The sequence below is a fragment of the Blattabacterium cuenoti genome (assembly GCF_014251755.1).
In the GTDB taxonomy this organism is placed as follows: Bacteria; Bacteroidota; Bacteroidia; order Flavobacteriales; family Blattabacteriaceae; genus Blattabacterium; species Blattabacterium cuenoti_AN.
In genome coordinates this window covers 190362-216808 of sequence record NZ_CP059200.1, presented here as the reverse complement: position 1 = coordinate 216808, position 26447 = coordinate 190362, and the positions used below count along the sequence as shown (strand labels likewise).

26 protein-coding genes are annotated in these 26447 nt (G+C 26.9%); 16 read left to right on the top strand and 10 right to left on the bottom strand.

Features of this window, described 5'->3' with window-relative positions:
• Window position 1 precedes the first annotated feature (1 nt).
• A complete protein-coding gene (hisIE, locus tag H0H57_RS01015; protein WP_185863980.1) occupies window positions 2-586 on the top strand; it encodes a bifunctional phosphoribosyl-AMP cyclohydrolase/phosphoribosyl-ATP diphosphatase HisIE in 585 nt (194 codons plus the stop codon).
• On the opposite strand, the gene H0H57_RS01010 is transcribed toward hisIE, so the two are convergent.
• Genes H0H57_RS01010 through rsmA form a run of 3 tightly spaced genes read right to left on the bottom strand, consistent with a single transcriptional unit; the run spans window position 583 to window position 2853 of the window.
• A complete protein-coding gene (locus H0H57_RS01010) occupies window positions 583-1203 on the bottom strand; it encodes a 7-carboxy-7-deazaguanine synthase QueE (protein ID WP_185863979.1) in 621 nt (206 codons plus the stop codon). The genes hisIE and H0H57_RS01010 overlap by 4 nt on opposite strands.
• Window positions 1204-1207: 4 nt before the next feature.
• Window positions 1208-2068, bottom strand: a complete 861-nt coding sequence (locus tag H0H57_RS01005; protein ID WP_185864075.1) for a bifunctional 5,10-methylenetetrahydrofolate dehydrogenase/5,10-methenyltetrahydrofolate cyclohydrolase — start codon at window positions 2066-2068, stop codon at window positions 1208-1210.
• Window positions 2068-2853, bottom strand: a complete 786-nt coding sequence (gene rsmA, locus H0H57_RS01000; protein ID WP_185863978.1) for a 16S rRNA (adenine(1518)-N(6)/adenine(1519)-N(6))-dimethyltransferase RsmA — start codon at window positions 2851-2853, stop codon at window positions 2068-2070. The genes H0H57_RS01005 and rsmA overlap by 1 nt, the downstream gene beginning before the upstream one ends.
• A gap of 74 nt (window positions 2854-2927) precedes the next feature.
• Here rsmA and serS point away from each other — a divergent pair, with 74 nt between their 5' ends.
• Both serS and metF read left to right on the top strand, forming a co-directional pair.
• On the top strand, window positions 2928-4196 hold the full coding sequence (serS, locus tag H0H57_RS00995) for a serine--tRNA ligase (protein WP_185863977.1): 1269 nt from the start codon (window positions 2928-2930) through the stop codon (window positions 4194-4196).
• Window positions 4197-4210: 14 nt separating this feature from the next.
• Window positions 4211-5173 (top strand): methylenetetrahydrofolate reductase [NAD(P)H], encoded by a 963-nt coding sequence (gene metF / locus H0H57_RS00990; protein ID WP_185863976.1) that lies wholly within the window; start codon window positions 4211-4213, stop codon window positions 5171-5173.
• A gap of 7 nt (window positions 5174-5180) precedes the next feature.
• On the opposite strand, the gene H0H57_RS00985 is transcribed toward metF, so the two are convergent.
• Together H0H57_RS00985 and H0H57_RS00980 are read right to left on the bottom strand one after the other, a co-directional pair.
• Window positions 5181-6164, bottom strand: coding sequence for a pyruvate dehydrogenase complex E1 component subunit beta (locus H0H57_RS00985; RefSeq protein WP_185863975.1), 984 nt, complete (start codon window positions 6162-6164; stop codon window positions 5181-5183).
• Window positions 6165-6258: 94 nt separating this feature from the next.
• Window positions 6259-6849 carry a hypothetical protein gene (locus H0H57_RS00980; RefSeq protein WP_185863974.1) on the bottom strand — a complete coding sequence of 197 codons (591 nt, stop codon included), beginning with the start codon at window positions 6847-6849 and terminating at the stop codon, window positions 6259-6261.
• Between the two features lie 162 nt (window positions 6850-7011).
• Here H0H57_RS00980 and H0H57_RS00975 point away from each other — a divergent pair, with 162 nt between their 5' ends.
• Window positions 7012-7662, top strand: coding sequence for a bifunctional nuclease family protein (locus tag H0H57_RS00975; protein ID WP_185863973.1), 651 nt, complete (start codon window positions 7012-7014; stop codon window positions 7660-7662).
• A 1-nt stretch (window position 7663) separates the two neighbouring features.
• On the opposite strand, the gene H0H57_RS00970 is transcribed toward H0H57_RS00975, so the two are convergent.
• Complete coding sequence (locus tag H0H57_RS00970) at window positions 7664-8161, bottom strand: dihydrofolate reductase (RefSeq protein ID WP_185863972.1); 498 nt, start codon at window positions 8159-8161, stop codon at window positions 7664-7666.
• A 33-nt stretch (window positions 8162-8194) separates the two neighbouring features.
• Between H0H57_RS00970 and H0H57_RS00965 the strand changes: the two genes are divergently transcribed.
• Window positions 8195-10846 carry a valine--tRNA ligase gene (locus H0H57_RS00965; protein WP_185863971.1) on the top strand — a complete coding sequence of 884 codons (2652 nt, stop codon included), beginning with the start codon at window positions 8195-8197 and terminating at the stop codon, window positions 10844-10846.
• On the opposite strand, the gene H0H57_RS00960 is transcribed toward H0H57_RS00965, so the two are convergent.
• From H0H57_RS00960 to ndk, 3 genes are all read right to left on the bottom strand, one after another.
• Window positions 10847-11584 carry a TPM domain-containing protein gene (locus H0H57_RS00960; protein WP_185863970.1) on the bottom strand — a complete coding sequence of 246 codons (738 nt, stop codon included), beginning with the start codon at window positions 11582-11584 and terminating at the stop codon, window positions 10847-10849.
• Between the two features lie 64 nt (window positions 11585-11648).
• Entirely contained in the window at window positions 11649-12254 is a 606-nt protein-coding gene (locus H0H57_RS00955; protein ID WP_185863969.1) for a LemA family protein, read from the bottom strand.
• 11 nt (window positions 12255-12265) lie between these two features.
• Window positions 12266-12700 (bottom strand): nucleoside-diphosphate kinase, encoded by a 435-nt coding sequence (gene ndk / locus H0H57_RS00950; protein ID WP_185863968.1) that lies wholly within the window; start codon window positions 12698-12700, stop codon window positions 12266-12268.
• A gap of 93 nt (window positions 12701-12793) precedes the next feature.
• Between ndk and H0H57_RS00945 the strand changes: the two genes are divergently transcribed.
• From H0H57_RS00945 to rplT, 11 genes are all read left to right on the top strand, one after another.
• Window positions 12794-15232, top strand: coding sequence for an alpha-ketoacid dehydrogenase subunit alpha/beta (locus tag H0H57_RS00945; RefSeq protein WP_185863967.1), 2439 nt, complete (start codon window positions 12794-12796; stop codon window positions 15230-15232).
• A gap of 64 nt (window positions 15233-15296) precedes the next feature.
• Entirely contained in the window at window positions 15297-16358 is a 1062-nt protein-coding gene (locus H0H57_RS00940) for a branched-chain amino acid aminotransferase (RefSeq protein ID WP_185863966.1), read from the top strand.
• 24 nt (window positions 16359-16382) lie between these two features.
• Window positions 16383-18128 (top strand): arginine--tRNA ligase, encoded by a 1746-nt coding sequence (argS, locus tag H0H57_RS00935; protein WP_185863965.1) that lies wholly within the window; start codon window positions 16383-16385, stop codon window positions 18126-18128.
• 20 nt (window positions 18129-18148) lie between these two features.
• Complete coding sequence (gene ffh / locus H0H57_RS00930; RefSeq protein ID WP_185863964.1) at window positions 18149-19498, top strand: signal recognition particle protein; 1350 nt, start codon at window positions 18149-18151, stop codon at window positions 19496-19498.
• A gap of 112 nt (window positions 19499-19610) precedes the next feature.
• Window positions 19611-21212, top strand: coding sequence for a glycerol-3-phosphate dehydrogenase/oxidase (locus H0H57_RS00925; RefSeq protein ID WP_185863963.1), 1602 nt, complete (start codon window positions 19611-19613; stop codon window positions 21210-21212).
• 18 nt (window positions 21213-21230) lie between these two features.
• The gene (glpK, locus tag H0H57_RS00920; protein ID WP_185863962.1) at window positions 21231-22739 is read left to right on the top strand and encodes a glycerol kinase GlpK; all 1509 of its coding nucleotides are present in this window, start codon (window positions 21231-21233) and stop codon (window positions 22737-22739) included.
• A gap of 1 nt (window position 22740) precedes the next feature.
• A complete protein-coding gene (locus H0H57_RS00915) occupies window positions 22741-23487 on the top strand; it encodes an MIP/aquaporin family protein (protein ID WP_185863961.1) in 747 nt (248 codons plus the stop codon).
• A 27-nt stretch (window positions 23488-23514) separates the two neighbouring features.
• Window positions 23515-24789, top strand: a complete 1275-nt coding sequence (gene thrS / locus H0H57_RS00910; protein WP_185863960.1) for a threonine--tRNA ligase — start codon at window positions 23515-23517, stop codon at window positions 24787-24789.
• 35 nt (window positions 24790-24824) lie between these two features.
• A complete protein-coding gene (gene infC, locus H0H57_RS00905; RefSeq protein WP_185863959.1) occupies window positions 24825-25358 on the top strand; it encodes a translation initiation factor IF-3 in 534 nt (177 codons plus the stop codon).
• 9 nt (window positions 25359-25367) lie between these two features.
• Entirely contained in the window at window positions 25368-25556 is a 189-nt protein-coding gene (rpmI, locus tag H0H57_RS00900; protein WP_185863958.1) for a 50S ribosomal protein L35, read from the top strand.
• Window positions 25557-25562: 6 nt separating this feature from the next.
• Window positions 25563-25913 carry a 50S ribosomal protein L20 gene (rplT, locus tag H0H57_RS00895; protein WP_185863957.1) on the top strand — a complete coding sequence of 117 codons (351 nt, stop codon included), beginning with the start codon at window positions 25563-25565 and terminating at the stop codon, window positions 25911-25913.
• On the opposite strand, the gene def is transcribed toward rplT, so the two are convergent.
• On the bottom strand, window positions 25905-26438 hold the full coding sequence (gene def, locus H0H57_RS00890; protein WP_185863956.1) for a peptide deformylase: 534 nt from the start codon (window positions 26436-26438) through the stop codon (window positions 25905-25907). The genes rplT and def overlap by 9 nt on opposite strands.
• Window positions 26439-26447: the final 9 nt, after the last annotated feature.

The window sequence follows — 26447 nt, the reverse complement described above, 5'->3', positions numbered from 1 at the left end:
CATGATAAATTTTAAAAAAGGGTTAATTCCCGTGATTGTTCAAGATTCAAATACAGATAAAGTATTAATGATGGGTTATATGAATCAAGAAGCTTATAAAAAGAGCATTAATGAAAAAAAAGTTACTTTTTATAGTAGATCTAAAGAAAAATTGTGGACTAAAGGAGAAATTAGTAAAAATTATCTTTTTATCAAAGAGATATTAGTAGATTGCGACAAAGATACATTATTAATTAAAGCAAAACCAGCAGGACCTATTTGTCATAAAGGATCGGATACGTGTTGGAAAGAAATAAACAATAAAAATTTTTTATTTCATTTGGAAAATATAATATCGGACAAAATTAAAAAAAAACAAGAAAATTCTTATATATATCAATTATTAAAAAAAGGGGTCAATAGAATCTCACAAAAATTAGGAGAAGAAGCAGTAGAACTAATCATTGAATCTAAAGATAATAATAAAAATTTATTTTTAAATGAATCTGCAGATTTACTTTTTCATTATCTTATTCTTTTGAAAAAAAAAGGATGTGAAATACAAGACGTTATTAATATTCTGGAGAATAGACATTCAAAATCTTAAGGAATATTTAACATTTTATGAATTTGAAGAGAAATTCTCCATTTAGGATTTTTTTTAATGTAAGAAATTATTTCAGGAAGAATCCTGAAAGTGTTATTCCATTCTGGTTGCAAAAACAAAAAACAATTAGGAGATTCAATATAAGTAGCTTGTTCTTCCGCAAAGGAAAAGTCGTTTTCATCCGAAATCACAATTTTTAATTCGTTTATTTTTTTGTAATTTTCTTGTATAGGGAGTTTTATTTTTTTAGGAGAAATTGTGATCCAATCCACATATTTTTCTTTTATAGGATAAGATCCTGAAGTTTCAATATGAATCCGATATCCTTTTTTTTTAAGTTCTTTAATTAAAGGATACAAATTCCACATTGTAGGTTCCCCTCCAGTAATTATAACAGTTTTAACTTTATGAATGTTGTTAACAACATTAGCAATAATTTTATGAATTGGAACGAAATCTTTTTGTTTTATATTCCAACTTTTTTTCGTATCACACCAATCACATTTTATATTACATCCTCCGAAACGAATGAAATATGCAGCTATTCCATAATAATGTCCTTCTCCTTGAATAGAATAAAATGATTCTGTTATAGGATATTGATTTTGTTCATTCATTTATTTATCTGTTATTTAATGCTGCTATTAAAGTATTTTTAAGTAACATAATACGAGTCATAGGGCCGATTCCCCCTGGAACAGGAGTCAGATAAGAAGCCTTTCCATAAACACTGTAGAAATCAACATCTCCTAATATTTTTTTTTCATGATTATGGATTCCTACATCTATAACTATGGCTCCTTTTTTAATCATTTTTCCTTTAAGAAATCTTGGAATTCCTACTGCTACTATAATAATATCAGCTTGTTTAGTATAAAATTCTATGTTGGGAGTTTTACTATGAGTAAGTGTTACTGTACTATTTCCAGGATTATGTTTTCTACTCATGAGTATACTAATTGGTCTTCCTACTATCCTACTTCTTCCAATTATCACAGTATATTTTCCAGATATCTGTATTTTATATTTTTCCAAAAGAGTTAATATTCCTAATGCAGTAGCAGGAAAAAAAGCTTTCATATCTAAAGCCATTTTTCCAAAATTTTCAGGATGAAATCCATCTACATCTTTTTTAGGGTTGATGGATAAAATTATTTTATCTTGATTCAAGTGTTTTTCTAAAGGTAATTGCACAATAAAACCATCTATATATGGATTTTGATTCATTCCTTTTATTTTTTCTAATAATTCTTTTTCTGAAGTATTTATAGGTAAATGAATCAAAGAAGATTTGATTCCAATATTTTTGCACTCTTTAATTTTGTTATTAACATATGTTATGCTAGAATTATTATTTCCCGTTAAAATAATCCCAAGATGAGGAATACGTTTGTTTTTGTTTAATATTCTTTTCTCTATAATCTTGCATATTTCATTTTTTATTTCTTTAGCCAATAGATTTCCATCTAATAATTGAGTAATCATTTCCTAATTTCTATTTCTTTTGTTAATTGAAGAAATTCTTTTACAGATAATTCTTCTGCTCTTTTGTTTAAAAATGGTATTTTTTGAAAATTTGGAATATGTTTAAATAATTGTAAAGAATTTTTTAATTTTTTTCTTCTTTGATTAAAAGCCATTTTAACGCATTGAAACAACATATTTTTATTGAAATTGGTATTTTCATTTTTTCTTTTTAAAGAAATCACTGCAGATTGTACATTGGGAATGGGAAAAAACACTTTTTCTCTTATAGTAAAAAGGTATTTTACATCATAAAATGTCTGAACTAAAACTGATAAAATTCCATAAGTTTTTTTACCCTGATGTGACGTGATCCGTTTTGCTACTTCTTTTTGAAACATTCCAATACATTCTGGAATGTATTGATTATATCTCAATATATGAAATAAGATTTGAGAAGAAATATTATAAGGAAAATTACCAATAATTGCAAAATTTTGTAAATTGATTTCCTCAGGATTCCATTTTAAAAAATCTCTGTGAATAATTCTATTTTTAGAAATTAGAAAATTTTTTCTTAAAAAAGAAACTAATTCTTCATCAATTTCTATTAAAAAAATATGATGATATGGATTATTAGTCAATAAATATTGAGTTAAAACACCTAACCCTGGACCGATCTCTACAACTGTATTGTAATTTTCAAAAGAAAGATAGTTTACAATTTTTTTTGCTATATTCTGGTCTCTTAAAAAATATTGATCAAATTTTTTTTTCAAAAAAAAGTTTATGATTTGTCTCATGCAAATATAGAAAATATTATTTGTATCTTGTGTGCATAGTAGTAAATTAGTACGATTTTAGTTTTTCATATGATATGCTTCAAATTTCTTTTATACGAAAAAATCAAGAAAAAGTTTTATTGGGATTAAAAAAACGGAACTTTAAAAAACTACATCTAATAAATGAAGTATTAACTTTAGACGAAAAAAAAAAAATAGCTCAAAACGTTCTCAACAAAATATTGGAAAAAGAAAATTTGATATCCAAAAAAATAGGTGAAATTTTCAGTTCATATAATGATGACTATCAAATCAAATCTTTAAAAGAAAAATCTTTTTTTCTAAAAAAAGAAAGAAAAAGAATCAATATTCAATTAGAAAAAATTTCTAAAATTTTAGAAAATAAATTAAATCAGATTCCTAATGTTCCTGATGAAAAAATCAAGAAAAATTATGAAAAAAATGAGATTCTTTTTCAGGAAGGGGAATTTTCTTGTTCCATCATAAATCCTTTACCTCATTGGGAATTATCAAAAAAATTTTGTTTATTTGATTCAAATTTAGGTACAAAAATATGTGGTTCTGGTTTTACCGTTTATATAGGAAAAGGAGCAAAATTACAAAGAAGTTTAATTCAATATTTTCTAGATCAAAATATACGAGCTTCATACAAAGAATATAGTTTACCTTATCTTATTAATGAAAAATCTGGATATGCTACAGGACAAATTCCGGATAAAGAAAATCAAATGTATTTCATAGAAAAAAATAACTTTTATTTGATTCCAACTGGAGAAATTCCTATTATGAATTGTTATAGAGATAGAATCCTTACCGATTTAGATCTTCCTATTAAAGCCACAACTTATACTTCTTGTTTTAGAAGAGAAGCAGGTTCTTATGGTTCAAAAGTTAGAGGATTGAATAGATTGCATCAATTTGAAAAAGTGGAAATTATTCAAATTACTACACCAGATTCTTCTTCTTATTCTTTGAAAGAAATGATTTTACATGTAAAAAATATTTTACAATCTTTAAACTTACCCTTTCGTCTTGTTCGTTTAAGTGCTCCAGATCTTGGATTTTCTTCTTCTATAACTTATGATTTTGAAGTTTATTCTATAGCACAAAAAAAATGGTTAGAAGTCAGTTCTATATCAAATTGTACTAATTTTCAATCTCATAGATTACATCTTAGATATAAAACTATTACAGGTAACATAGAATTTTGTCATACTCTGAATGGTAGCGCTTTAGCTTTACCAAGAATTATGGCTGCTATACTAGAAAATAATCAAACTGAAAATAAAATTACTATTCCCAAAGTTTTGGTTCCTTACACAGAATTTGATCATATCAAGTAAAAAATTTTTATGTTATGAAAGTGATAGAGCATATAGCTAAAGCAAAGAAAAGTTTATTTTCTTTTGAAATACTCCCTCCTTTGAGAGGACGTGATATTCAAGATATTTTTTCTACTTTAGATCCATTAATGGAATTTTGTCCTCCTTTTATTGATGTGACTTATCATCGTGAAGAATTTCTTTATGTAGAAAAAAAAAATGGGCTTTTACAGAGAAAAAAAATTTCAAGACGTCCAGGAACCGTAGGTATTTGTGCTGCTATTATGAATAAATATGGAGTTGATGCCGTTCCTCATCTAATTTGTGGAGGATTTAGTAAACAAATGACGGAAAATGCTTTGATAGATCTCAATTTTTTGGGTATAGATAACGTTTTGGTTTTGAGAGGCGATCCTATAAAATCTGAAAAAAGTTTTATTGCGCCAAAAAATGGACACACATATGCCGTAGAACTCGTAAAACAAGTTAAAAATTTAAACCTAGGAAAATATCTTGATACAACTTTTTTGGATAAAAAAGAATTTCCATTATTTGATTTTTGTATTGGAGTAGCAGGATATCCAGAAAAACATTTAGAAGCTCCAAATATGGAAAGTGATTTATTTTTTTTGAAAAAAAAAATAGAAGCAGGAGCGAATTATATTGTAACTCAAATGTTTTTTGATAATAAAAAATTTTTTTCTTTTGTAGAAAAATGTAGATCAGAAGGAATTTCTGTTCCTATCATACCTGGAATAAAACCTATTTCTTCTAAAAAGCAATTAAACAGTCTTCCATCTCGTTTTTATTTAAATATTCCGAATGAATTAGTAAAAGAAGTAGAAAAAGCAAAAAATAAAAAAAATGTATCCCATATTGGAATTGAATGGGCCATTCATCAATCGAAAGAATTAAAAAATTCTGGAACAGAAGTGATTCATTATTATACCATGGATAGACCAGAAAATATTTACAAAATTGTTCAAGCTATTTATTGATATTTTTTTAAATTTTTAAATAAAGAGTTCTTTTTATAGCATTGATTATTTTATTTTCATCAGGAAACCAATTTTTTACTAAATTAGAAGCATAAGGAGCAGGTGTATCTAATAAAGTAATTCTATTAATAGGAGCATCAAGATAGTCAAATGCTTTTTTTTGTATAAAAAATGAAACTTCAGAAGCAATAGATGAAAAAGGCCATGATTCTTCTAAAATTACTAAACGATTAGTTTTTTTTACAGAAAATAGGATAGATTCATAATCTAATGGACGTATAGTGCGAATATCTATGACCTCTACACTAATATTTTCTTTATCTAGTTTAAATGCCACATTTAAAGCTATTTTCATAATTTTTCCAAAGGAGACTAAACTAATATCAGTTCCTTCTTTTTTTATATCTGCTTTTCCAATAGGTAGAATATATTCTTCATCTGGAATCATCATTGTATCTCCATACATTTGTTCAGATTCCATAAAAATTACGGGATTGTTATCTCTAATCGCCGATTTTAAAAGACCTTTTGCATCGTAAGGATTACATGGAATTACGAGTTTTAATCCAGGACAACTTGCATACCAACTTTCAAAAGATTGAGAATGTGTGGCTCCTAATTGTCCAGCAGAACCAGTGGGCCCTCTGAAAACAATGGGAATATTCCATTGTCCTCCACTCATATAACGTATTTTTGCTGCATTATTAATAATTTGATCCATGGCAACTAAAGAAAAATTGAAAGTCATGAACTCAATAATAGGTCTACATCCATTCATGGCAGATCCGACTCCGATTCCAGAAAAACCTAATTCTGATATAGGAGTATCAATAACTCTTTTTGGACCAAATTCCTTTAGCATTCCTTTAGAAGCTTTGTAGGCTCCATTATATTGAGCTACTTCTTCGCCCATAAGATAAACAGTATCATCTCTTCTCATTTCTTCACTCATAGCTTCTGCTATAACTTCACGAAAACTCTTTTTTTTCATAAGAATAGGATGTATCAGTTTTTCATAAAATATAAAAAAAAATCCACGTAAAAGAAAGATTTTCTTTTACGTGGAAAAAACAATATCGAATCATCTAATTTAATTTAGCTTTTTCTTTTTTCTTTTTTCTTTTCAATAAATATTTTTCTTTTTCTTGTAATTTTTCTTTTTCTTCTTTCGCTTGTGCTATGGATTTTGTTAAATTATACAAAAGGTGATTTTTTTCTTTGAGTATTTCTAATTTTTCTCTTCCATATTTTTTTTCATTTTCAAAATCTATCTTAGCTATTTTTTCTTCTTCCGAACCTACAGTTTTAGATTTCATAATTATTCTTTTTATTCTAACATTTTCCAAAATTGCCTTTTGGATTTCTGACATCTTACTGTATTCATCATAGTGTCGTGAACTTTCCTTTTCTAATATTTCTATTTTTTCTCCTATTTCTTTGATTTGTTTAGATAAATCTTTTGGATTTATCTTATCAATTTCATCAGCATCATAAGGAGGAGGTAGGATTTCATCTTCATCCTCATCTTCAATGGAAGTCGATTCTTCCGTTGAAGCGATGTTGGTTTTCTGGTTATTGTTGTCTTCCTCTGTAGAGTTTATATCATCATTACAAGAAGTAATGAATCCTAATGCTATGAAAATTGTAAAAATCAAGAATCTAAAAGAAGTATTCATAATAAAAATTTTTAATATTATTATTAAATATATAAAAAAAATTATTACATGTAACTAAGAATTTTATTATATTATTGGTAGAATAATAAATCAAAAAAACATCCTCCCGGATTTAGGATATTTGGAGAGAGTGGTTAGATTGATTATAATAAATATATTCCTATGGATCAACTCATTAGATTAACTATACGGGGAATATCCTTAAGTCAAATACAATCTGGTATATATGTTTTATTGCTTGAAGAAGAATATGGAAAAATAAAACTTCCGATTATTATAGAAAGTTTGCAAGCTCAATCTATTGCTTCTGCTTTAGGAAAAAAAGATCTATCCAGATCTTTTACGCATGATTTATTTTTTTCTTTTGCAAAAAAATTTCATATTAGATTAAAAGCTGTAATTATATATAAACTAGTAAATGGAATATTTTTTTCTTCTATTTTATTAGTAGAAGAAGGAGGCGATATAGAAGAAAAAGGAAAAAAAATAGAGAAAAAAGAACACAAAATAGATTCTAAAACATCGGATGCTATTGCTTTGGCAGTCCGTTTTCAGGCTCCTATTTATACAACAAGAGAAATTTTTGATAAGGCTGGTATTTATTTTGAAAATGGGTTTCCTATTGATAAAGAAAATGAAACTTCTGATACAGGAATAGAAAAGAATAATCTTCTTTTTTTTAAAGAAAAAAGTAAACAAGATTTAGAAAATATGACAGAAAAAGATTTGAATACCTTATTAAATCATGCGGTCGTTAATGAATGTTATGAGCTAGCGGCACGAATAAAAAAGGAATTAGATAGAAGAGAATAAATTATTTTTTTCTTTCAAATCTAATAAAACTGTAGTCGAATAAATGATTGTTATCTTTTTCACAAAAAAGTTCATATATTTTTTTCCACTTTTTTTGATCTATTTTTGGAAATTTCGCATCTCCATGAAATTTTTTATGAACTAGTGTTAATTCTATAGTATGTGCTTTTTCAATTGTGTACGCATATGTTCTTTCTCCTCCTATAACAAATATTTTTTTGTATATTTTTTCTATTTCTCTGATAGAAGAAACGATTCTAATATTTTTTTGATTTTTTTTTAAGTATAAAAAGTTTTCTTTATTTTTTGTAAGGATAATATTCCTTCTTTCTGGAAGGATTTTCCCAATAGATTCGAAAGTTTTTCTTCCCATTAAAACTGTTTTTCCCACAGTTAAATATTTAAAACGTTTTAAATCATTAGGTAAATGCCACATTAATTGGTTATTTTTTCCTATAAATCCATTTTTTGAAACAGCAGCAATCAAAATAATTTTCATGATTATTTCAATTTTTTTTATATTTTTAAATTTATGAATATTCCAATTAAATATGATCCCAAACATGTGGAGAAAAAAAGATATCATTATTGGATGAAAGGAAATTACTTTTCCTCATATCCAGATGATAGAATTCCTTATGCTATAGTAATGCCTCCTCCAAATGTGACTGGAGTTCTTCATATAGGACATATGCTTAATAATACTATACAGGATGTTTTGATTAGATATGCAAGAATGAAAGGATATAATGCTTGTTGGATTCCGGGAACAGATCATGCATCTATTGCTACAGAGGCTAAAGTAGTTCATCAGTTAAAAAAGAAAGGATTATCTAAGATTTTTTTAGGAAGAAAAAAATTTTTGTATCATGTAACGAAATGGGTCAAAAAGCATAAAAATATTATTTTTGATCAACTTAAAAAATTGGGATGTTCATGTGATTGGAATCGTACTCAATTTACGATGAGTCCTAAATTGTCTCAATCTGTAACGAAAGTTTTCATTGATTTGTATGATAAGGGGTACATATATAGAGGACATCATGTTGTTAATTGGGATCCGGAAGCTCAAACTACTCTTTCTGATGAGGAAGTTCTTTATAAAGAACATATTGGAGAACTATATTATTTGAAATATAAAATTAAAGGAGAAGAAAATTATGTGACTATAGCTACAACTCGTCCTGAAACTATATTTGGTGATACAGCAATTTGTTTTCATCCAGACGATAGTCGGTATTATCATTTGAAAGGAAAATATGCTATAATTCCAATTATAAATAGAGATATTCCAATTATACAAGATTCATATGTAGATCCAAATTTCGGAACTGGATGTTTAAAGATTACTCCGGCTCATGATATACATGATAAAAATATAGCAGATAAACATAAATTAGAGATCATCAATATTTTCAATAAAAATGCCACTCTCAATGAAAAAGGAATTCATTATCAAGGAATGGATCGTTTTCAAGTAAGAAAAAAAATAATAGAAGAACTCCATAAATTAAAAATGGTAAAAAATATAGAAAAATTCAATCATAAAATAGGTTTTTCGGAACGAACTTTATCAGTCGTTGAACAACGACTATCTCTTCAATGGTTTTTAAAAATGAAGAAAATGTCGATTCCTGCTATAGAAGCTGTAAAAAATGGAAATATTCAATTTTATCCAAAAAAATTTCATAAAATCTATTTTAAATGGATGAATCAAATTCGTGATTGGAATATATCTAGACAATTATGGTGGGGACATCGTATTCCTGTCTATTATTATGGTAAAAAACTTAATGATTTTGTAGTTGCAGAAAATTTAGAACAAGCATTAGAAAAAGCAAGATATAAAAGTAAAAATCCATATTTAAATCATAATGAAATATGGCAGGATTCGGATGTTTTAGACACCTGGTTTTCTTCTTGGTTATTACCTATATCTGTGTTTGATGGAATTTATCATCCTGATAATCATGAAATTTTTTATTATTATCCTACTGAAGAGATTGTGACAGGTTCAGATATATTATTTTTTTGGGTTGCACGTATGATTATGTCTGGTTTTTTACTTCAAAATCATAAACCCTTCAAAAGGGTTTATTTTACTGGAATTATTAGAGATTATAAAAATAAAAAAATATCAAAATCATTAAATAATTCTCCAAATCCTATAGATTTAATTAATAAATATGGAGCGGATGCTGTTCGTATGGGTCTTATGCTTAAAAATGGTGCAGGAAAAGATTTTCATTTTGAAGAAAAAATATGTTTCCAAGGAAGGAATTTTTCTCATAAAATATGGAATGCATTTCGTTTGATTCAAAGTTGGAAAGTAACAAAAAATCAATATATTCCTGATACTTCTTTACTTGCTATTAAGTGGTTAAAAAATCGTTTTTATTATGTATTGGATATTTTTGAAAAATATTTTATAGAATATAGATTGGATGAATCATTAATGATTTTATATAAATTTATTTGGAATGATTTTTGTTCATATTTTTTAGAAATTATTAAACCTATTTATGGAAGTAAATGTGTTCCAGAAATGGTACACTTCAATGCTGTAAAGTTGTTTGAAAATATATTGAAATTATTACATCCATATATGCCTTTCATTTCAGAAGAAATTTGGAATCTTCTTAGAAAAAGAGAACCTCAAGAAGCTCTAATTATTTCTTCTTGGCCTAAAAAAAAATTTTATGACTATGATGTTTTAGTTTCTTTCGAGAAAGCGACTAAAATTATATCTAAAATACGATATATTCGAAATCAGAATCATATTTCTCATCAAAAAAGTCTTGTTTTATTTTCTATCAGAAAAAAAGAAAAAATAGAAAAAGAATATGATTCCATTATATTAAAACTTGCCAAGTTAGATAAAATAGTTCCTGTTTCAAAAAAACCAGAAAACATTCCGTTTTTTTCTTTTTTATTAGAAACAGATCAATTTTTTTTATCCTTAGATCAAAAGGATTTTTTTCACATGGATATTGTTAAAATTGAAAATAAAATTCAATATTTTTATAATTTATTGTCTATTATTAGAAAAAACTTATATAACAATAAATATGTGACTTCTGTTCCAAAACAAATTCTTTTGAAAGAAAAAAAAAAAGAAAATGATACATTAAATAAAATTACTAGACTCAAGGAGTATTTAGATCATTTAAAAAAAAATAATTAATTACCAATTACCACTTCCCCCTCCTCCTCCAAAATTTCCTCCCCCTCCAAATCCATCAAAATTTTCATCATGATCATATTTTTTATTTTTAAATAAAAAATTTGTGATTAATAATGTATTAAACAATGAAACGTCTGTTGTTTTTTTTATTAAAAAAAGATAAAATAATAAAAAAATCAAAAAAATACTACTAATGTGAGTGAATAAATTCCATATGGAAAAAATTTTGTTATTCTGTTTTTTTTTATATTTTTTTTTTAAAATTTGAAATATTTCTTGAGTTCCAGAATCTATAGCTTTATAATAAAAATGATTTTTTAATATAGGTTTTATTTTGTTTATAATTTTCATAGTTAAAAAATCGGTAATATAAGGTTCTATTCCATATCCGTTTTGAATAGATATTTTTCTATCATGAATGGATAATAATATAATTATACCATTGTTTTTATGAATCTTTCCAATTTTCCATTTTTCTCCCCATTGAGAAGCTAATAAATTCGGATCTTCTCCCTTAAGATTCTGAATAATGGGAACTAAAATCTCTGTTGATGTAATTTTAGAATATGAAATTAGTTTTTGATTTAACTTTTCTATTTGTTTTTTGGATAAAACTCCTGCATAATCCTGTACAGGATATATTTTTTTTGGAGCTTCAGGGATATAAAATTGTCCTTTTAATAAATTTGAAAAAAAACAAATTAAAATAATTAAAATAAATCGAATAATTTTTTTCATGTTCATAATTTTTTGAATTGATTCTTTTTCAATTCCATATTGTGATCTAACATGAATGAAATTCTCATTTTGAAAAATCTATAATTGGAGACTTTTTGGATCCTATTTGAGATTGAAAATATCCTTTTTCTTGAAATTGAGAAAACAAATTTGCAATTATAATTTTTGGAAATTGATTTCTATAAATATTGAAATTATTTACTTTCTCATTGAAACGATTTCTTTCTACATTGATTCTATTTTCTGTTCCTTCTAATTGATTTTGTAATTCATAAAAATTTTGTGTAGACCTAAGGTTAGGATAATTTTCTACAATTAATAGGAATCGACTGACAGAATGATTGAGGTTATCTTGTACTTTTTGATATTTATTGATTTGGTTTTGATTTAAATCATTTGTATTTATAGTAGAAAGAGAAGTCGCTTTTGCTCTAGCTTCCATAATTTGATTTAATGTTTCTTTTTCAAAATTGGAAGATCCTTTTACTATATTCACCAAATTTGGTATTAAATCTACTCTACGTTGATAAACATTTTCTACTTGACCCCATTGTGTTTTAATATTTTCGTTCAGTTTAATTAGATGATTATATGTGTTAGCTATCCACAATATTATTACAGATATCAAAATAAAAATGATAGAAAAAACTATCAAAAAGCTTTTTTTCATATTTTCATAATTTAGAAAAAAATTTCTCTATTAGAAAAATAAAACAAACATTCTTTTATAGCATTTTGATTACTATCAGATCCATGTATCGCATTTTTTTCTAAAGAGGTTGCATATAAATTTCGTATAGTACCTTTTTTTGCGTATACTGGATTCGTTTTTCCTATTAAAATTCTAAAATCTTTTACGGCATTTTCTTTTTCTAATATTACAGATACAATTGGACCAGAAGACATAAATTTTACTAAAGATTCGAAAAATAATTTTTCTTTATGTTCTGCATAAAATTTTGTAGCTGATTTTTTGGAAAGTTCTGTCATTTTTAGCGCTATAATGTGAAATCCTGCGTGTACTATTTTATATAAAATAGGAAAGATATATCCTTTTTGTACCGCGTCTGGCTTTATAATAGAAAGAGTGATGTTTCCGAACATATGATCAATCATAGTTTCTATTTCATTGAAAAATATTTATTAAAATTAAATAAAGAAATTCAGAAATGGAAATTCCTGTATTTTCATATAAAAAAATGATAGTTTATGAATTACAACAATAAAACATGGATTGATGATGATGAACCCTATTTTGATTTTGATTCATTAAAAAAAATGGTTATAAATGATTATAAATTAGCAAGAATTAGTCGTGAAACTAGCATTTTAGGTCGTAAAGAAGTTTTAAATGGAAGAGCTAAATTTGGAATATTTGGAGATGGAAAAGAAATTCCTCAATTAGCCATGGCAAAAGTTTTTAAGAATGGAGATTATAGATCTGGATATTATCGGGATCAAACGTTTATGATGGCTATTGGAGTTTTAACGGTAAAAAATTTTTTTTCGCAATTATACGCTCATTCAGATATAGAAGCAGAGCCTGTTTCGTCTGGTAGAATGATGACGTCTCATTTTGGAACACGTTTTTTGAATAAAGATGGAAATTGGAAAAATCTTATTCAACAAAAAAATTCTAGTGCAGACATATCTTCCACTGCGGCTCAAATGCCTAGATTATTAGGATTAGCTCAGGCTTCTAAAATTTATAAAGAATTAAAAAATTTAAAGAAAACACATAAAATGTTTTCTCATAATGGAAATGAAGTTGCATTTGGAACGATAGGAAATGCTAGTATTTCGGAAGGATTATTTTGGGAAACATTGAATGCCGCTTCAGTATTACAGATTCCGATTATACTTTCCATTTGGGATGATGAATATGGAATATCTGTTCCCAATAAATACCAATTTTCAAAACAAAATATTAGCGATATTTTATATGGGTTTCACAGAAGTAAAAAAGAAAAGGGTATAGAAATTATTCGTGTTCATGGATATAATTATATAGATCTCACAAAAACATATCTTAAAGCAGATAAAATTGCTCGTAATGAACATGTTCCCGTAATCATACATGTTACAAATTTAACCCAACCTCAAGGACATTCCACTTCTTCTTCACATGAAAGATACAAATCAAAAGAACGTTTAGAATGGGAAATGAATAATGACGGAATCAAAAAATTTAGAGATTGGATTTTGAATTTTAGGTTTGAAATTAATCAAAAAAATTATTGTAAAATAGCTAATGTTGGTTTTTTAGATCAAATAGATATAGAAGCTAAAGAATATGTTAAAAATGAAAAAGAAAAAGCTTGGGAAGCATTTCAAAAACCTATTTTTAAAATTAAAAATGAGGTTCTAAGCATTTTAGATCAAATTCAAAATAATCATGCAGAAAAAAAATGGATCAAAAAATATATAAAAGAATTATATAATACAACTAAAAATTATCCTACAAAAAAATCAGTATTTTGCATTGCAAGAAAAGTATTATATCTTTTATCAGAAGATAAATCTGATCCAAAAAATTGTTTGATAGAATGGGTGAGAAAAAAATATCATGAAGAACAAGAAAATTATTCTTCACATTTGTATAGTATTTCTGAAAAAGCTTCCGTAAAAATAACAGAAGTTTTTCCTGTATATAATGATGACTATAAAGTAGATGGTAGAATTGTCCTAAGAGAAAATTTTGATAAACTATTGGAGTTACATCCTGATCTTTTAATTTTTGGAGAAGATGTAGGAAAAATAGGAGATGTGAATCAAGGATTAGAAGGTTTGCAAAAAAAATATGGAAAAATTCGTGTTTTTGATACAGGGATACGTGAATCTACGATTCTTGGTCAAGGAATCGGTCTTGCAATGCGAGGACTTCGTCCTATAGTTGAAATTCAATACATAGACTATATTCTCTATGCTTTACAAATCATGAGTGATGACCTAGCTTGTTTGCAATACAGAACAAAAGGAGGACAAAAAGCTCCTGTTATTATTAGAACTAGAGGACATCGTTTGGAAGGAATATGGCATTCTGGTTCTCCAATGGGAGGAATTATTAATTATTTAAGAGGAATTTTAGTTCTTGTTCCAAGGAATATGGTAAAAGCTGCTGGATTTTATAATACTTTATTATATGGAGATGATCCTGCTTTGGTTGTAGAATGTCTTAATGGATATAGAATCAAAGAAAAATTACCTAAAAATTTAGGATTATTCAGAACGCCTATTGGAATAGTAGAAAAAACAAGAACAGGAGAAGATATTACTATGATTACTTACGGATCTACATGGAGAATTGTCAGTGAAGCAGCAGAAGAGTTATCTAAGATGAATATAGATTCTGAAATCATTGATATTCAATCTTTACTTCCCTTTGATTTACAAAAAGACATTGTTAAAAGTTTACAAAAAACCAATAGATTATTGATTATAGATGAAGATGTTCCAGGAGGTGCTTCTGCTTATATTCTACAGAAAATATTAGAAGAACAAAATGGATATTATTATTTAGATAGTCCACCTGTTACGATTACAGCTCAAGAACATCGTCCTCCTTATGGATCTGATGGAGATTATTTTTCAAAACCTTCAGTTGAAAATATTGTAGAAAAAGTATTAACAATTATGAATGATAGTTAAAAAATAAAGGGTTTTATTAAAAAAATTATTTATTATTATATTTACTAAATATTTTTTTCATTTTATGAAAATAAAAAAAACCTTACATTCTAGAATTAAAAAAATGGATTTCAACAATATTGATTTTGGAAATCAATATTCAGATCATATGTTTTGTTCTGAATTTAAGGATGGAAAATGGAAAAATTCTATTATTAAACCTTTTGGAAATATAATGTTTTCTCCTATATCTCTTGTTTTTCATTATGGTCAAGCTGTTTTTGAAGGGATGAAAGCTTACAAAGATAAAAACGAAGAAGTTTTTTTATTTCGTCCGGAAGAAAACTTTAAGAGAATAAATAGATCGGCTGTACGTTTGGAAATGCCGACTATACCAGAAAATATTTTTATGAATGGATTAAAACAATTAATAAATATTGATAGAGATTGGATTCCAAAAAATTATGGACAATCTTTGTATATTCGTCCTTTTCTAATTGCAACTAATGGAGTTTTGTCTGCAAAACCTTCTAAAAATTATATGTTTATGATTATATCTGCTCCTGCAGATACTTATTATAAACATCCATTAAAAATTAAAATAGAAGAAAAATATAGCCGTTCTGCATCAGGAGGAGTTGGATTTACTAAAGCTGCTGGAAATTATGCTTCTTCTTTTTATCCTACTCGATTAGCTAATGAAAAAGGATTTGATCAAATATTGTGGACAGATTCTTCTACTCATACCATGATAGAAGAATCTGGAACTATGAATGTCTTTTTCTATTTAAAAAATAGACTTATTACTCCAAAATTTAATGAAAATATATTAAGTGGAATTACTTGCAAAAGTATCCTTTCTTTAGCTGAAAAAAAAGGTTTTTTTGTAGAAAAACGAAATGTAAGCGTTTCTGAAATTATAGAAGGATTACAAACCGGAAAATTGAAAGAAGCTTTTGGTTGTGGTACAGCAGCCGTTATAAATTATTTTCAAACAATTAGCTATAAAGGAAGTGATTTTGATTTACCAAATCTTGCAGAAGAAAAAAGAATATCTCTTTATTTCAAGAAAATATTATTAGATATACAACACAATCGATCCGAAGATCCTTTTGGATGGAGAGTTCCATTAAAAAGATATTTTTAGAAAATTATTCTATATATGTCATCTATGAATAATCATTTTCAATCTATAGAAGAAATAGTAAAAAAGTCCATATCTGTTTTATATAAACTAGAATCTTGTCCTGAATTGGATTTTCAATATACTAAAAAAGAATATCCAGGGGATATGACTTTAATTTTATTTCCTTTATCTAAAAAATTCAAAAAACCTGTAGAAAAAATAGGAAAAGACATAGGAGATTATGTGCAATATCAATTAAAAGGACTAATTCAGTTTTCTATTATTAGAGGTTTTTTAAACTTTATTTTTAAAGATGATTATTATATTCATCTTCTGAAAAAAATGTTAAATACGAATTTTTATGATTTGAAATATCCTTCTAAAAAAATTATGATTGAATATTCCTCTCCTAACACCAATAAACCTCTCCATTTAGGACATATTAGAAATAGTCTTATTGGAGCATCTATAGCTGAAATATTAAAAATGATTGGTCATGAAATAATAAGAATTCAAATGATTAATGATAGAGGAATACATATATGCAAATCTATGATAGCTTGGAAAAAGTTTGGAAAAGGAGAAACTCCTGATAGAGTTAAAATAAAAGGAGATCATTTTGTAGGAAAATATTATAGTTTATTTGATAAGATTTATAGAAAAGAAACTCAAAAATTATCTGAAAAAAATGATAAATCTATTCGAAATTCAATTCTGAATCAAGCTAGAGAGTTATTGAAAAAATGGGAAATAGGAGATCCTGTTATTCGAAATACTTGGAAGAAAATGAATCAATGGGTTTATAATGGATTTGAAGAAACTTATAAAAAATTGGGAATTACTTTTGATCAAATAGAGTATGAGAGTGATATTTATGAAATTGGAAAAGAAATTGTAAAAAAAGGTCTTAAAAAAGGTATTTTTTTTCAAAAAAAAGATGGATCCATTTGGATTGATTTAATCAAAGAAGGTTTTGATCAAAAACTTTTATTACGATCGGATCAAACTTCCGTATATATTACTCAAGATATTGGAACAGCCGTAGAACGTTTTAAAAAATACAATATAGATCAAATCATATACATTGTCGGAAAAGAACAAGATTATCATTTTCAAGTTCTTTTTAATGTATTAAAACGTTTAGGATATTTATGGGTAAATAAATTATCACATTTATCTTATGAAATGGTATATTTACCAAGTGGTAGGATGAAATCTAGAGAAGGAAATGTTATAGACGCTGATAGTATCATTTTAAAAATGTCATCTATTGCAAAAAAAAAATTTCTAAAAAAAGAAGAACAAAAACAATCTTCTGAAATAATAGGATTAGGAGCATTGAAATATTATTTTCTGAAAATAGATCCCAAAAAAAAAATTATTTTTTTTCCTGAAAAATCTATAGATTTTAAAGGAAAAACAGGAACATATATTCAATATACTTATTCCAGAATTCGTTCTTTGGAACGAAACTTTTTTAAGTTATGTTCATTACTTAATTATTATTGGTCAAATATAAAATTTGATACACATGAAAAAAATATGATCAAAATTCTTCAAAAATATCCATTGATTTTAAAAAAATCAGCAAAATATTTAAATCCTTCTTTAATAGCTAATTATATGTATGAAGTATCTAAAATTTTTAATCACCTTTATCAAAATAAAAAATTAATAGATCCTTTAAACATCATTCATAGTAATATTTGCATGAATATTATTCATGTCACAGGAAATGTTTTAAAATCTGGTATGAATTTATTGGGCATTAAAATGCTTGATCGTATGTAAAAAAAATGTATACTTAACTTATGTTTGAACATTTAAAAAATAAATTTTCTAAAGCTCTTCATATTTTGAAGGGACACAATACCATTACAGAAATCAATATAGCATCTTCTCTAAAAAAAATTGGACGAGCATTAATTGATGCAGATGTAAATCATAAAATAGTTAGGAACTTTATTCAAAAAGTTCAAGAAAAATCTATTGGAAAAAAAGTGTTGACTTCTTTAAATCCAAAGCAATTAATTACAAAAATAGTATATGATGAATTAGTTTTTCTTATGGGAGAAAAAAATATAGAAATAAATCTATCTAAGAATCCTTCTATTATTTTAATCTGTGGATTGCAAGGAAGTGGAAAAACTTCTTTTTCTTCTAAACTTGCTTTTTCTTTAAAAAAAAAGAATAAATTTCCTTTGCTGGTTTCTGCAGACATTCATCGTCCTGCAGCTATAGATCAACTGAAATGGATTGCAAAAAAAGTAAATATTCCTGTTTTTTCCTTAAAAAAAAGTAAAAATGTTATAGAAATTTTGGATCAATCTATTCTTTATGCTTTGAAAAAAAAGAAAGATGTAATTATTATTGATACAGCGGGTCGATTAGCAATCGATCGAATCATGATGAAAGAAATTCAAAAAATAAATCAATATTCTAAACCAGATGAAGTTTTATTTGTTGTCGATGCCATGACAGGACAAGATGCTATAAATACAGCTCAATCTTTTTCAAAAGTATTGAATTTTGATGGTATTGTTATAACAAAATTAGATGGAGATAGTCGAGGTGGGGTTGCTATAACCATATCTAGTGTAGTAAAAAAACCCATAAAATTTATTAGTAATGGAGAAGAAATAGAAGATTTGGAAGTTTTTCATCCAGATAGAATAGCTAATAGAATATTAGGTATGGGTGATATAGTTTCTTTAGTTGAAAAAGTACAAGAACAATTTGATGAAAAAAGAACTCAAAAAATTTATCAAAAAATTTCAAAAAATCGTTTTAATTTTAATGATTTACTAGATCAAATTCAAAAAATTAAAAAAATAGGAAATATAAAAAATATTATTTCAATGATTCCTGGAATCGATAAGTATTTTTCTTTTGATGGAAATCAGAAAAATTCTTTTAAAAAAATAGAAACCATTATTCATTCTATGACTCCTTATGAAAGAAATAATCCTAAAATTCTTACTGATGTAAAAAGAAAAAAAAGAATTTCTAAAGGATCTGGTATCACATTGAATCATATAGATCTTTTTATGAAACAATTTTATGACATGAATCAAATTATGAAAAAAATTCATGATCATTCAGGAAAAGAGACTATAAAAAATTTTATCTATCAAATGATTAAAAAAGAAAATAATGTATAATTCTAATTATAATTTTCTTTTATTGAAAATATTTTTAATTTTGTTCATTTAATTTTTAAAAAAAAACCCCAATAATTAGGATATTTCGTTGGAAATTTTATATGAGTAAAAAATGATGAAAAGTTTTTTAAATAGAGATAGGTTTTTGACCATTTTAGAAAATGTAAATCTTTGGGATGTTATCATAATTGGAGGAGGGGCGACGGGATTAGGAATCGCTTTAGATTCTTCTTCCAGAGGATATAAAACTCTTTTATTAGAACAATCTGATTTTTCTAAAGCGACTTCTAGTCGAAGTACAAAACTAGTTCATGGAGGAGTGCGATATTTAGCTCAAGGAAATATAAGATTAGTTTATGAGGCATTGCAAGAAAGAGGCCTCTTATTAAAGAATGCTCCTCATTTAGTAAAAAAACAAAAATTTATCATTCCAGTTTTCAATTGGAGAATGGGAATCTTGTATTGGACTGGTTTAAAATTGTATGAATGGCTTTCTGGTTCTTTAAGTTTTGGAAAATCCAGATTTTTATCCAAGGATGAAATCGTTAGAAATTTTCCAGAAATTAAAAGTAAAAAGTTAAAAGGAGGTATTTTATATTATGATGGTCAGTTTGATGACGCACGTTTAGCTATTAATTTAGCTCAAACTTGTGTTCAAAAGGGTGGAATATTATTAAATTATTTTCAAGTCAAAAATTTACTAAAAAAAGTAGGAAATAAAATTTATGGAGTTGTAGCCTGTGATCTTGAAACTCAAAAAAAATATTCTATTTTTTCAAAAATAGTTATCAACGCTACTGGAGTCTTTTCTGATTCTATTTCAAAAATGGATGAATCTTCACGTCCGATTTTTATCAAACCAAGTCAAGGCACACATATTGTATTAGATAAATCTTTCTTCAGTAGTTCAAATGCTATAGTTATTCCAAAAACTCAGGATGGAAGAATTTTATTTTGTGTTCCATGGCATGATCATGTTTTAGTAGGAACTACAGATACTTTTTTAAAAAAGAGTGTTCTTGAACCGATTCCTTTAGAAAAAGAAATTGATTTTATATTACAAACTTTTAACAAATATTTTGTATTTCATACAAAAAAAAGTGATATATTGAGTGCATTTTCTGGATTACGTCCTCTTTTTGTTTCTAATAATTCTTATTTTTCTATTACTAAAACTAAGGATATTTCTAGATCTCATAAACTTATGATAAGCTCTTCTGGACTAATTAGTATTATAGGAGGAAAATGGACTACATATAGAAAAATGGCAGAGGATACTGTTAATAAAGCTATTGAAATAGGAAAATTAAATAAAAAGCCTTCTGTTACAAAAAATCTTAAAATTTATGGATCTGTTTCTTCATATAAAAGTCAAAATCATCATTGGAATAAATATGGAGAAGATGAATATCATATAAAAAAATTAATTGATCAAAATCCATTATTGGGGAGTTTCTTAATTTCCAAAGATTCTTTTTTTTATACCGAAGCAGAAGTCATTTGGATGGTTCGTAATGAAATGGCGAGAACCATTGAAGATGTTTTAGCAAGAAGGTTCCGTTTATTATTTTTAAATGCTAAAAAAGCAATAGATATAGCACCCAAAGTAGCATCATTAATGGCTAAAGAACTTTCTAGAGATGAAGAATGGGAAAAATCACAAGTAGATGCTTTCAAGAAGATAGCTATGCAATACTATTATCCATCAGTTTGATAGTAGAAAAGTTATTATATGTTTATGAAAAAATATGTACTATCATTAGATCAAGGAACAACCAGTTCCAGAGCTATTATTTTTGATCAAGTTGGAAATATTATTTCTGTAGCTCAAAGAGAATTTACACAAATATATCCTCATCCTGGATGGGTGGAACACAATGCAGAAGAAATATGGTCAACACAAGCTTCAGTAGCTTTAGAAGCTATTTTAAAGGCAAATTTAGAAGGGGGTAATATAGTATCGATCGGAATTACTAATCAAAGAGAAACAACTGTTATATGGGATAAGAAAACGGGAGAGCCTATTTTTAATGCTATAGTATGGCAAGATAGACGAACATTTAAATATTGTGATCAAATTAAAAAAGAGGGATTAACCGAAATGATTCGAAAAAAAACTGGTTTGATTATCGATCCTTATTTTTCTGCTACAAAAATTAAGTGGATATTGGAAAATGTTCCTGGTGCGAAAAAAAAAGCTTATTCTGGATCTTTAGCATTTGGAACGATAGATTCATGGTTAATATGGAACTTAACCGGGAAAAGAATTCATGTTACAGATGTAACGAATGCTTCTCGTACTATGTTATTTAATATTCATACTCTAAATTGGGATAAAGAATTGGTGGATTTATTTAATATTCCAGTCACCATGCTTCCAGAAGTAAAATCATCTAGTGAAATTTTTGGTTATACAACAGGACATATTTTATCACATAAAATTCCTATATCTGGAATTGCGGGAGATCAACAAGCCGCTCTTTTTGGTCAAATGTGTACAAAAATTGGTATGGTAAAAAATACTTATGGAACGGGATGTTTTATGTTAATGAATGTAGGGGATAATCCAGTTTTTTCTCAAAACAATTTAATTACTACTGTAGCTTGGAAAATCCAAAATCAAGTTCAATATGCATTGGAAGGAAGTGTTTTTATTGCAGGAGCTGTTGTTCAATGGCTTAGAGATGGATTAGGACTACTGTTGTCTTCTAATGAAGCGGAAATATTAGCTTCTTCTGTGGAGAATACGGAAGGTTTGTATATGGTTCCAGCTTTTTCTGGTTTAGGGGCTCCTTATTGGGATCAAAAAGCAAGAGGAACCATTGTAGGAATAACAAGAGGAACTTCTTCCGCTCATTTTGTTCGAGCTGCATTAGAAAGTATTGCTTTTCAGAATATGGACGTATTGAAAGCTATGGAAGCGGATTCTGGTATTTCTATAAAAGAACTTCGTGTAGATGGAGGTGCTACCGTAAATAAATTATTAATGCAATTTCAATCTGATATTTTAAATGTAAAAGTTGTTAAATCTAAAATTTCTGAGCTTACAGCAGCTGGAGCTGCTTATTTAGCGGGATTAGCTGTAAATTATTGGAGTAGTCTTGAAGAGATTCAAGATAAATGGAAATTGGAACAAATTTTTGAACCAAAAGAAATGTCTAGTAGATTGGAAAGAATTCAAGGTTGGAAAAGAGCGATCAAAACAACTCGTTCTTGGTCTAGTCAAATAAAATATAAATAAAATGACAAAAATATATGCAGAAATCATAGGAACAATGATTCTAATATTTCTAGGAAATGGTGTAATAGCAAACGTTATTTTATCAAAAACTAAAGGTCATAGCAAAAATGGAGAATGGTTAACTATTACTATAGGGTGGGCATTGGCTGTTTTTATGGGAATAATAGTTTCTGCTCCTTATAGTGGAGCCCATTTAAATCCATGTGTGACAATAAGTTTTGCTATTATTGGAAAATTTAGTTGGAAAATGGTCCCCTTTTATATTTTTTCTCAACTCATTGGAGCTATGTTAGGATCTCTATTGGTATGGTTTTTATACAAAGATCATTTTTTTGAAACTCAAGAAAAACAAGAAAAATTATCTGTTTTCGTGACTTTTCCTTCTATAAAAAATTTATTTTCAAATTTTTTAAGTGAAGTATTATCTACTTTTGTTTTCATATTGATTTTTTTATATCTTTCTACAGAAGGAACTCTTTTTTTTAAAGAAGAAAAATATCCTATAGGTTTGGGATCATTAGGAGCCATTCCTTCTGCTTTAGTTGTGTTAGGAGTTGTTTTATCCTTAGGAGGAGCTACAGGTGCAGCCCTAAATCCTGCTCGTGATTTAGGACCAAGAATTATATATTCTATCATTCCTATTCCGGGAAAAGAAAAAAATCATTGGAATTATGCTTTGATTCCAATACTTGGACCTATAGTTGGATGTGTCATAGCATCAGTATTCTATTTATGTTTATCATTATAAAAATAAAAAAACTTGTAACTTATTTTCATGGAAAAAAATAAGTTAGTTTCTTTTTCAAAAAAAGATTTTAATAGAGATCATAGGAAGATAGGAAAAAAACTAAAATTCTTTGTTTTTTCTGATCGAGTAGGAACTGGATTACCTTTATGGTTACCTAGAGGAACAATTTTTAGAAAAAATTTAGAAGAATTTTTAACTGATGTTCAAAAAAAATATGGATATGAAATGGTTGTAACACCACATATTGGACATAAAAAATTGTATGTTAGGAGTGGGCATTGGGATAAATATGGAAAAAATAATTTTAATCCCATTTACACACCTCGTAAAGAAGAGGAGTTTCTTTTAAAACCTATGAATTGTCCTCACCATTGTGAAATTTATCGTTCTCAAGAATGGTCTTATCGTGATCTTCCTAAACGATTTGCAGAGTTTGGAACAGTGTATCGTTATGAACAAAGTGGAGAACTTCATGGATTAACTAGAGTTAGATGTTTTACTCAAGATGATGCACATATTTTTTGTACTGACGATCAATTGTTGGAAGAATTGAAGAAAGTCATTAACTTAGTTTTTTATGTTTTTCGTACTCTAGGTTTTCTGACATATACAGTTAGAATCTCTCTTAGAGATCCTAAAAAAATAGATGATTATATAGGATCAAAAACAAATTGGGAAAAAGCTGAAAAAGCTATATTAAAAGTGGTAAAAAAGGAAAATATAGAAGCATCTATTAATTATGGAGATGCGGCTTTTTATGGTCCGAAATTAGATTTTCTTATTCAAGATTCTTTAGGAAGAAATTGGCAACTTGGAACGATTCAAGTAGATTATAATTTACCCGAAAGATTCGATTTATATTATAAAGGAAAAAATAATGAAAAGTGTCGTCCAGTAATGATACATAGAGCACCTTTTGGTTCGTTAGAACGGATTATTGCTATTATGATAGAACATACAGAAGGAAATCTACCATTGTGGTTAGTTCCGAATCAAGCCGTTATACTTCCTATAAGTGATAAATATGTCGTTTATGCAAAAAAAATTTTAAATTTAATGTCAAGTTACAATATTCGTGTATTTCTTGATAACAGAAATGAGAAAATTAATAAAAAAATTAGGGATTCTGAAGAAAAAAAGATTCCTTATATGATAATTTTGGGAAATAAAGAGGAAAAAAATGAAATGATGTCATTACGACGTCATGGGTTAGGACATATAGGAATATTTTCTCTATCCAATGGAATAGAATCTATTTTGAATGAAACAAATTTAAAAACTAAAACTATAAAACTATTATAAAAAAAAAATTTTCGAGAGGTCATAAAAAAAATAGAATGTACCGACCATTATCGCAAAAAAAAGAGAAACATCGAGTCAATGAAAATATTGATGCACAAAAAATTCGTTTAGTCGGGGATTCTTCCATAGAAAATGGGATTTACTCTATACAAGAAGCGATTCAATTTTCTAGAAATAGAGAGTTAGATTTGGTTGAAATTAATCCTAAATTAAATCCACCCGTATGTAAAATACTGGATTACAAAAAATTTCTATATGAACAAAAAAAAAGAAAAAAACAATTTAAAGCGAAACAAATTAAAGTCAATACTAAAGAAATTAGATTCGGCCCCCAGATTGGAGATCATGATGGAAAAGTTAAGATTAAAAGTGCAGAGAAATTTTTAATGCGCGGAGATAAAGTGAAAGTTTTTGTTTTTTTTAAAGGACGTTCTATAGTATACAAAGATCAAGGTAAAATCAAATTATTAAAATTTGCGGAAGAAATTGAGGAATATGGAAAAGTAGAGCAAATGCCGATAATGGAAGGAAAGAGAATGTACATGATATTAGCTCCCAAAAAATTTTAACGTATTATTATGCCTAAATTAAAAACAAAATCAGGATCAAAAAAAAGATTTAAAAAAACAGCGAATGGATATCTTAAAAGAAGACGTGCATTCAAGAATCATTTATTAACTAAAAAATCTAAAAGAAGGAAACGTCATCTTTCTTTATTTACTTTATTGAAAAAATCCGATCAAAAAAACATTAAAACACAAATTTAGAAAATTATGCCTAGATCTACAAATGCGGTTTCTTCTAGAAGAAAACGTAAAAAAATACTGAAATCATCCAGAGGTTTTTATGGTTCCAGAAGTAAAGTTTATACAGTTGCTAAAAATGCTGTAGAAAAGTCTTTTGTTTATGCTTTTTCAGGAAGAAAAATCAAAAAAAGAAATTTTAGATCTCTTTGGATTCAACGTATCAATGCAAGTATACGTCAGTATGGAAAATCTTATTCTGAGTTTGTGAGTCAATTATCCGAAAAAAAAATTAAAATCAATAGAAAAATTCTTTCATATATATCTATGAATAATCCTGATGTTTTCAAAAAAATGGTAGATGATGTTTATTCAAAATAAATTATTTTCGGATAATTGACTCAATTTTTTTTCTATTATTTTCTTTTTTTTATAAGAAAAATAATCTATAAAAAGTTTTCCTTCAATGTGATCATATTCGTGTAAAATCACTCTTGCACATATGCCTGTTAATGTTTTTTTTTGTTTTTTCCAATTTTGATCATAATATTCAATTTTAACATGAGTTTTTCTTTTAATGTACCCCATAATTCCAGGAATACTCAGGCATCCTTCATTAAATTTACATTCTTTTCCATGAATTTTTAATATTTTTGCATTAATAAAAACTTCCTTATAATTGCTTATATTTTCTCCATTTAAACAAGGTGTCTTGACTATAAAAAGTCGAATATCTTTTCCTACTTGGGGTGCCGCCAATCCTATTCCTTTTGCTTTGTGTATTGTTTCAAACATATCTTGAATCAATTGATTGATTTTTTCTTTTCTGTCACAAGAAGAAAAATCTATGTCCAAACATTTTTTTCTTAAAATAGGATTTCCATAAAAAACTATAGGTAATATCATATGAATTAA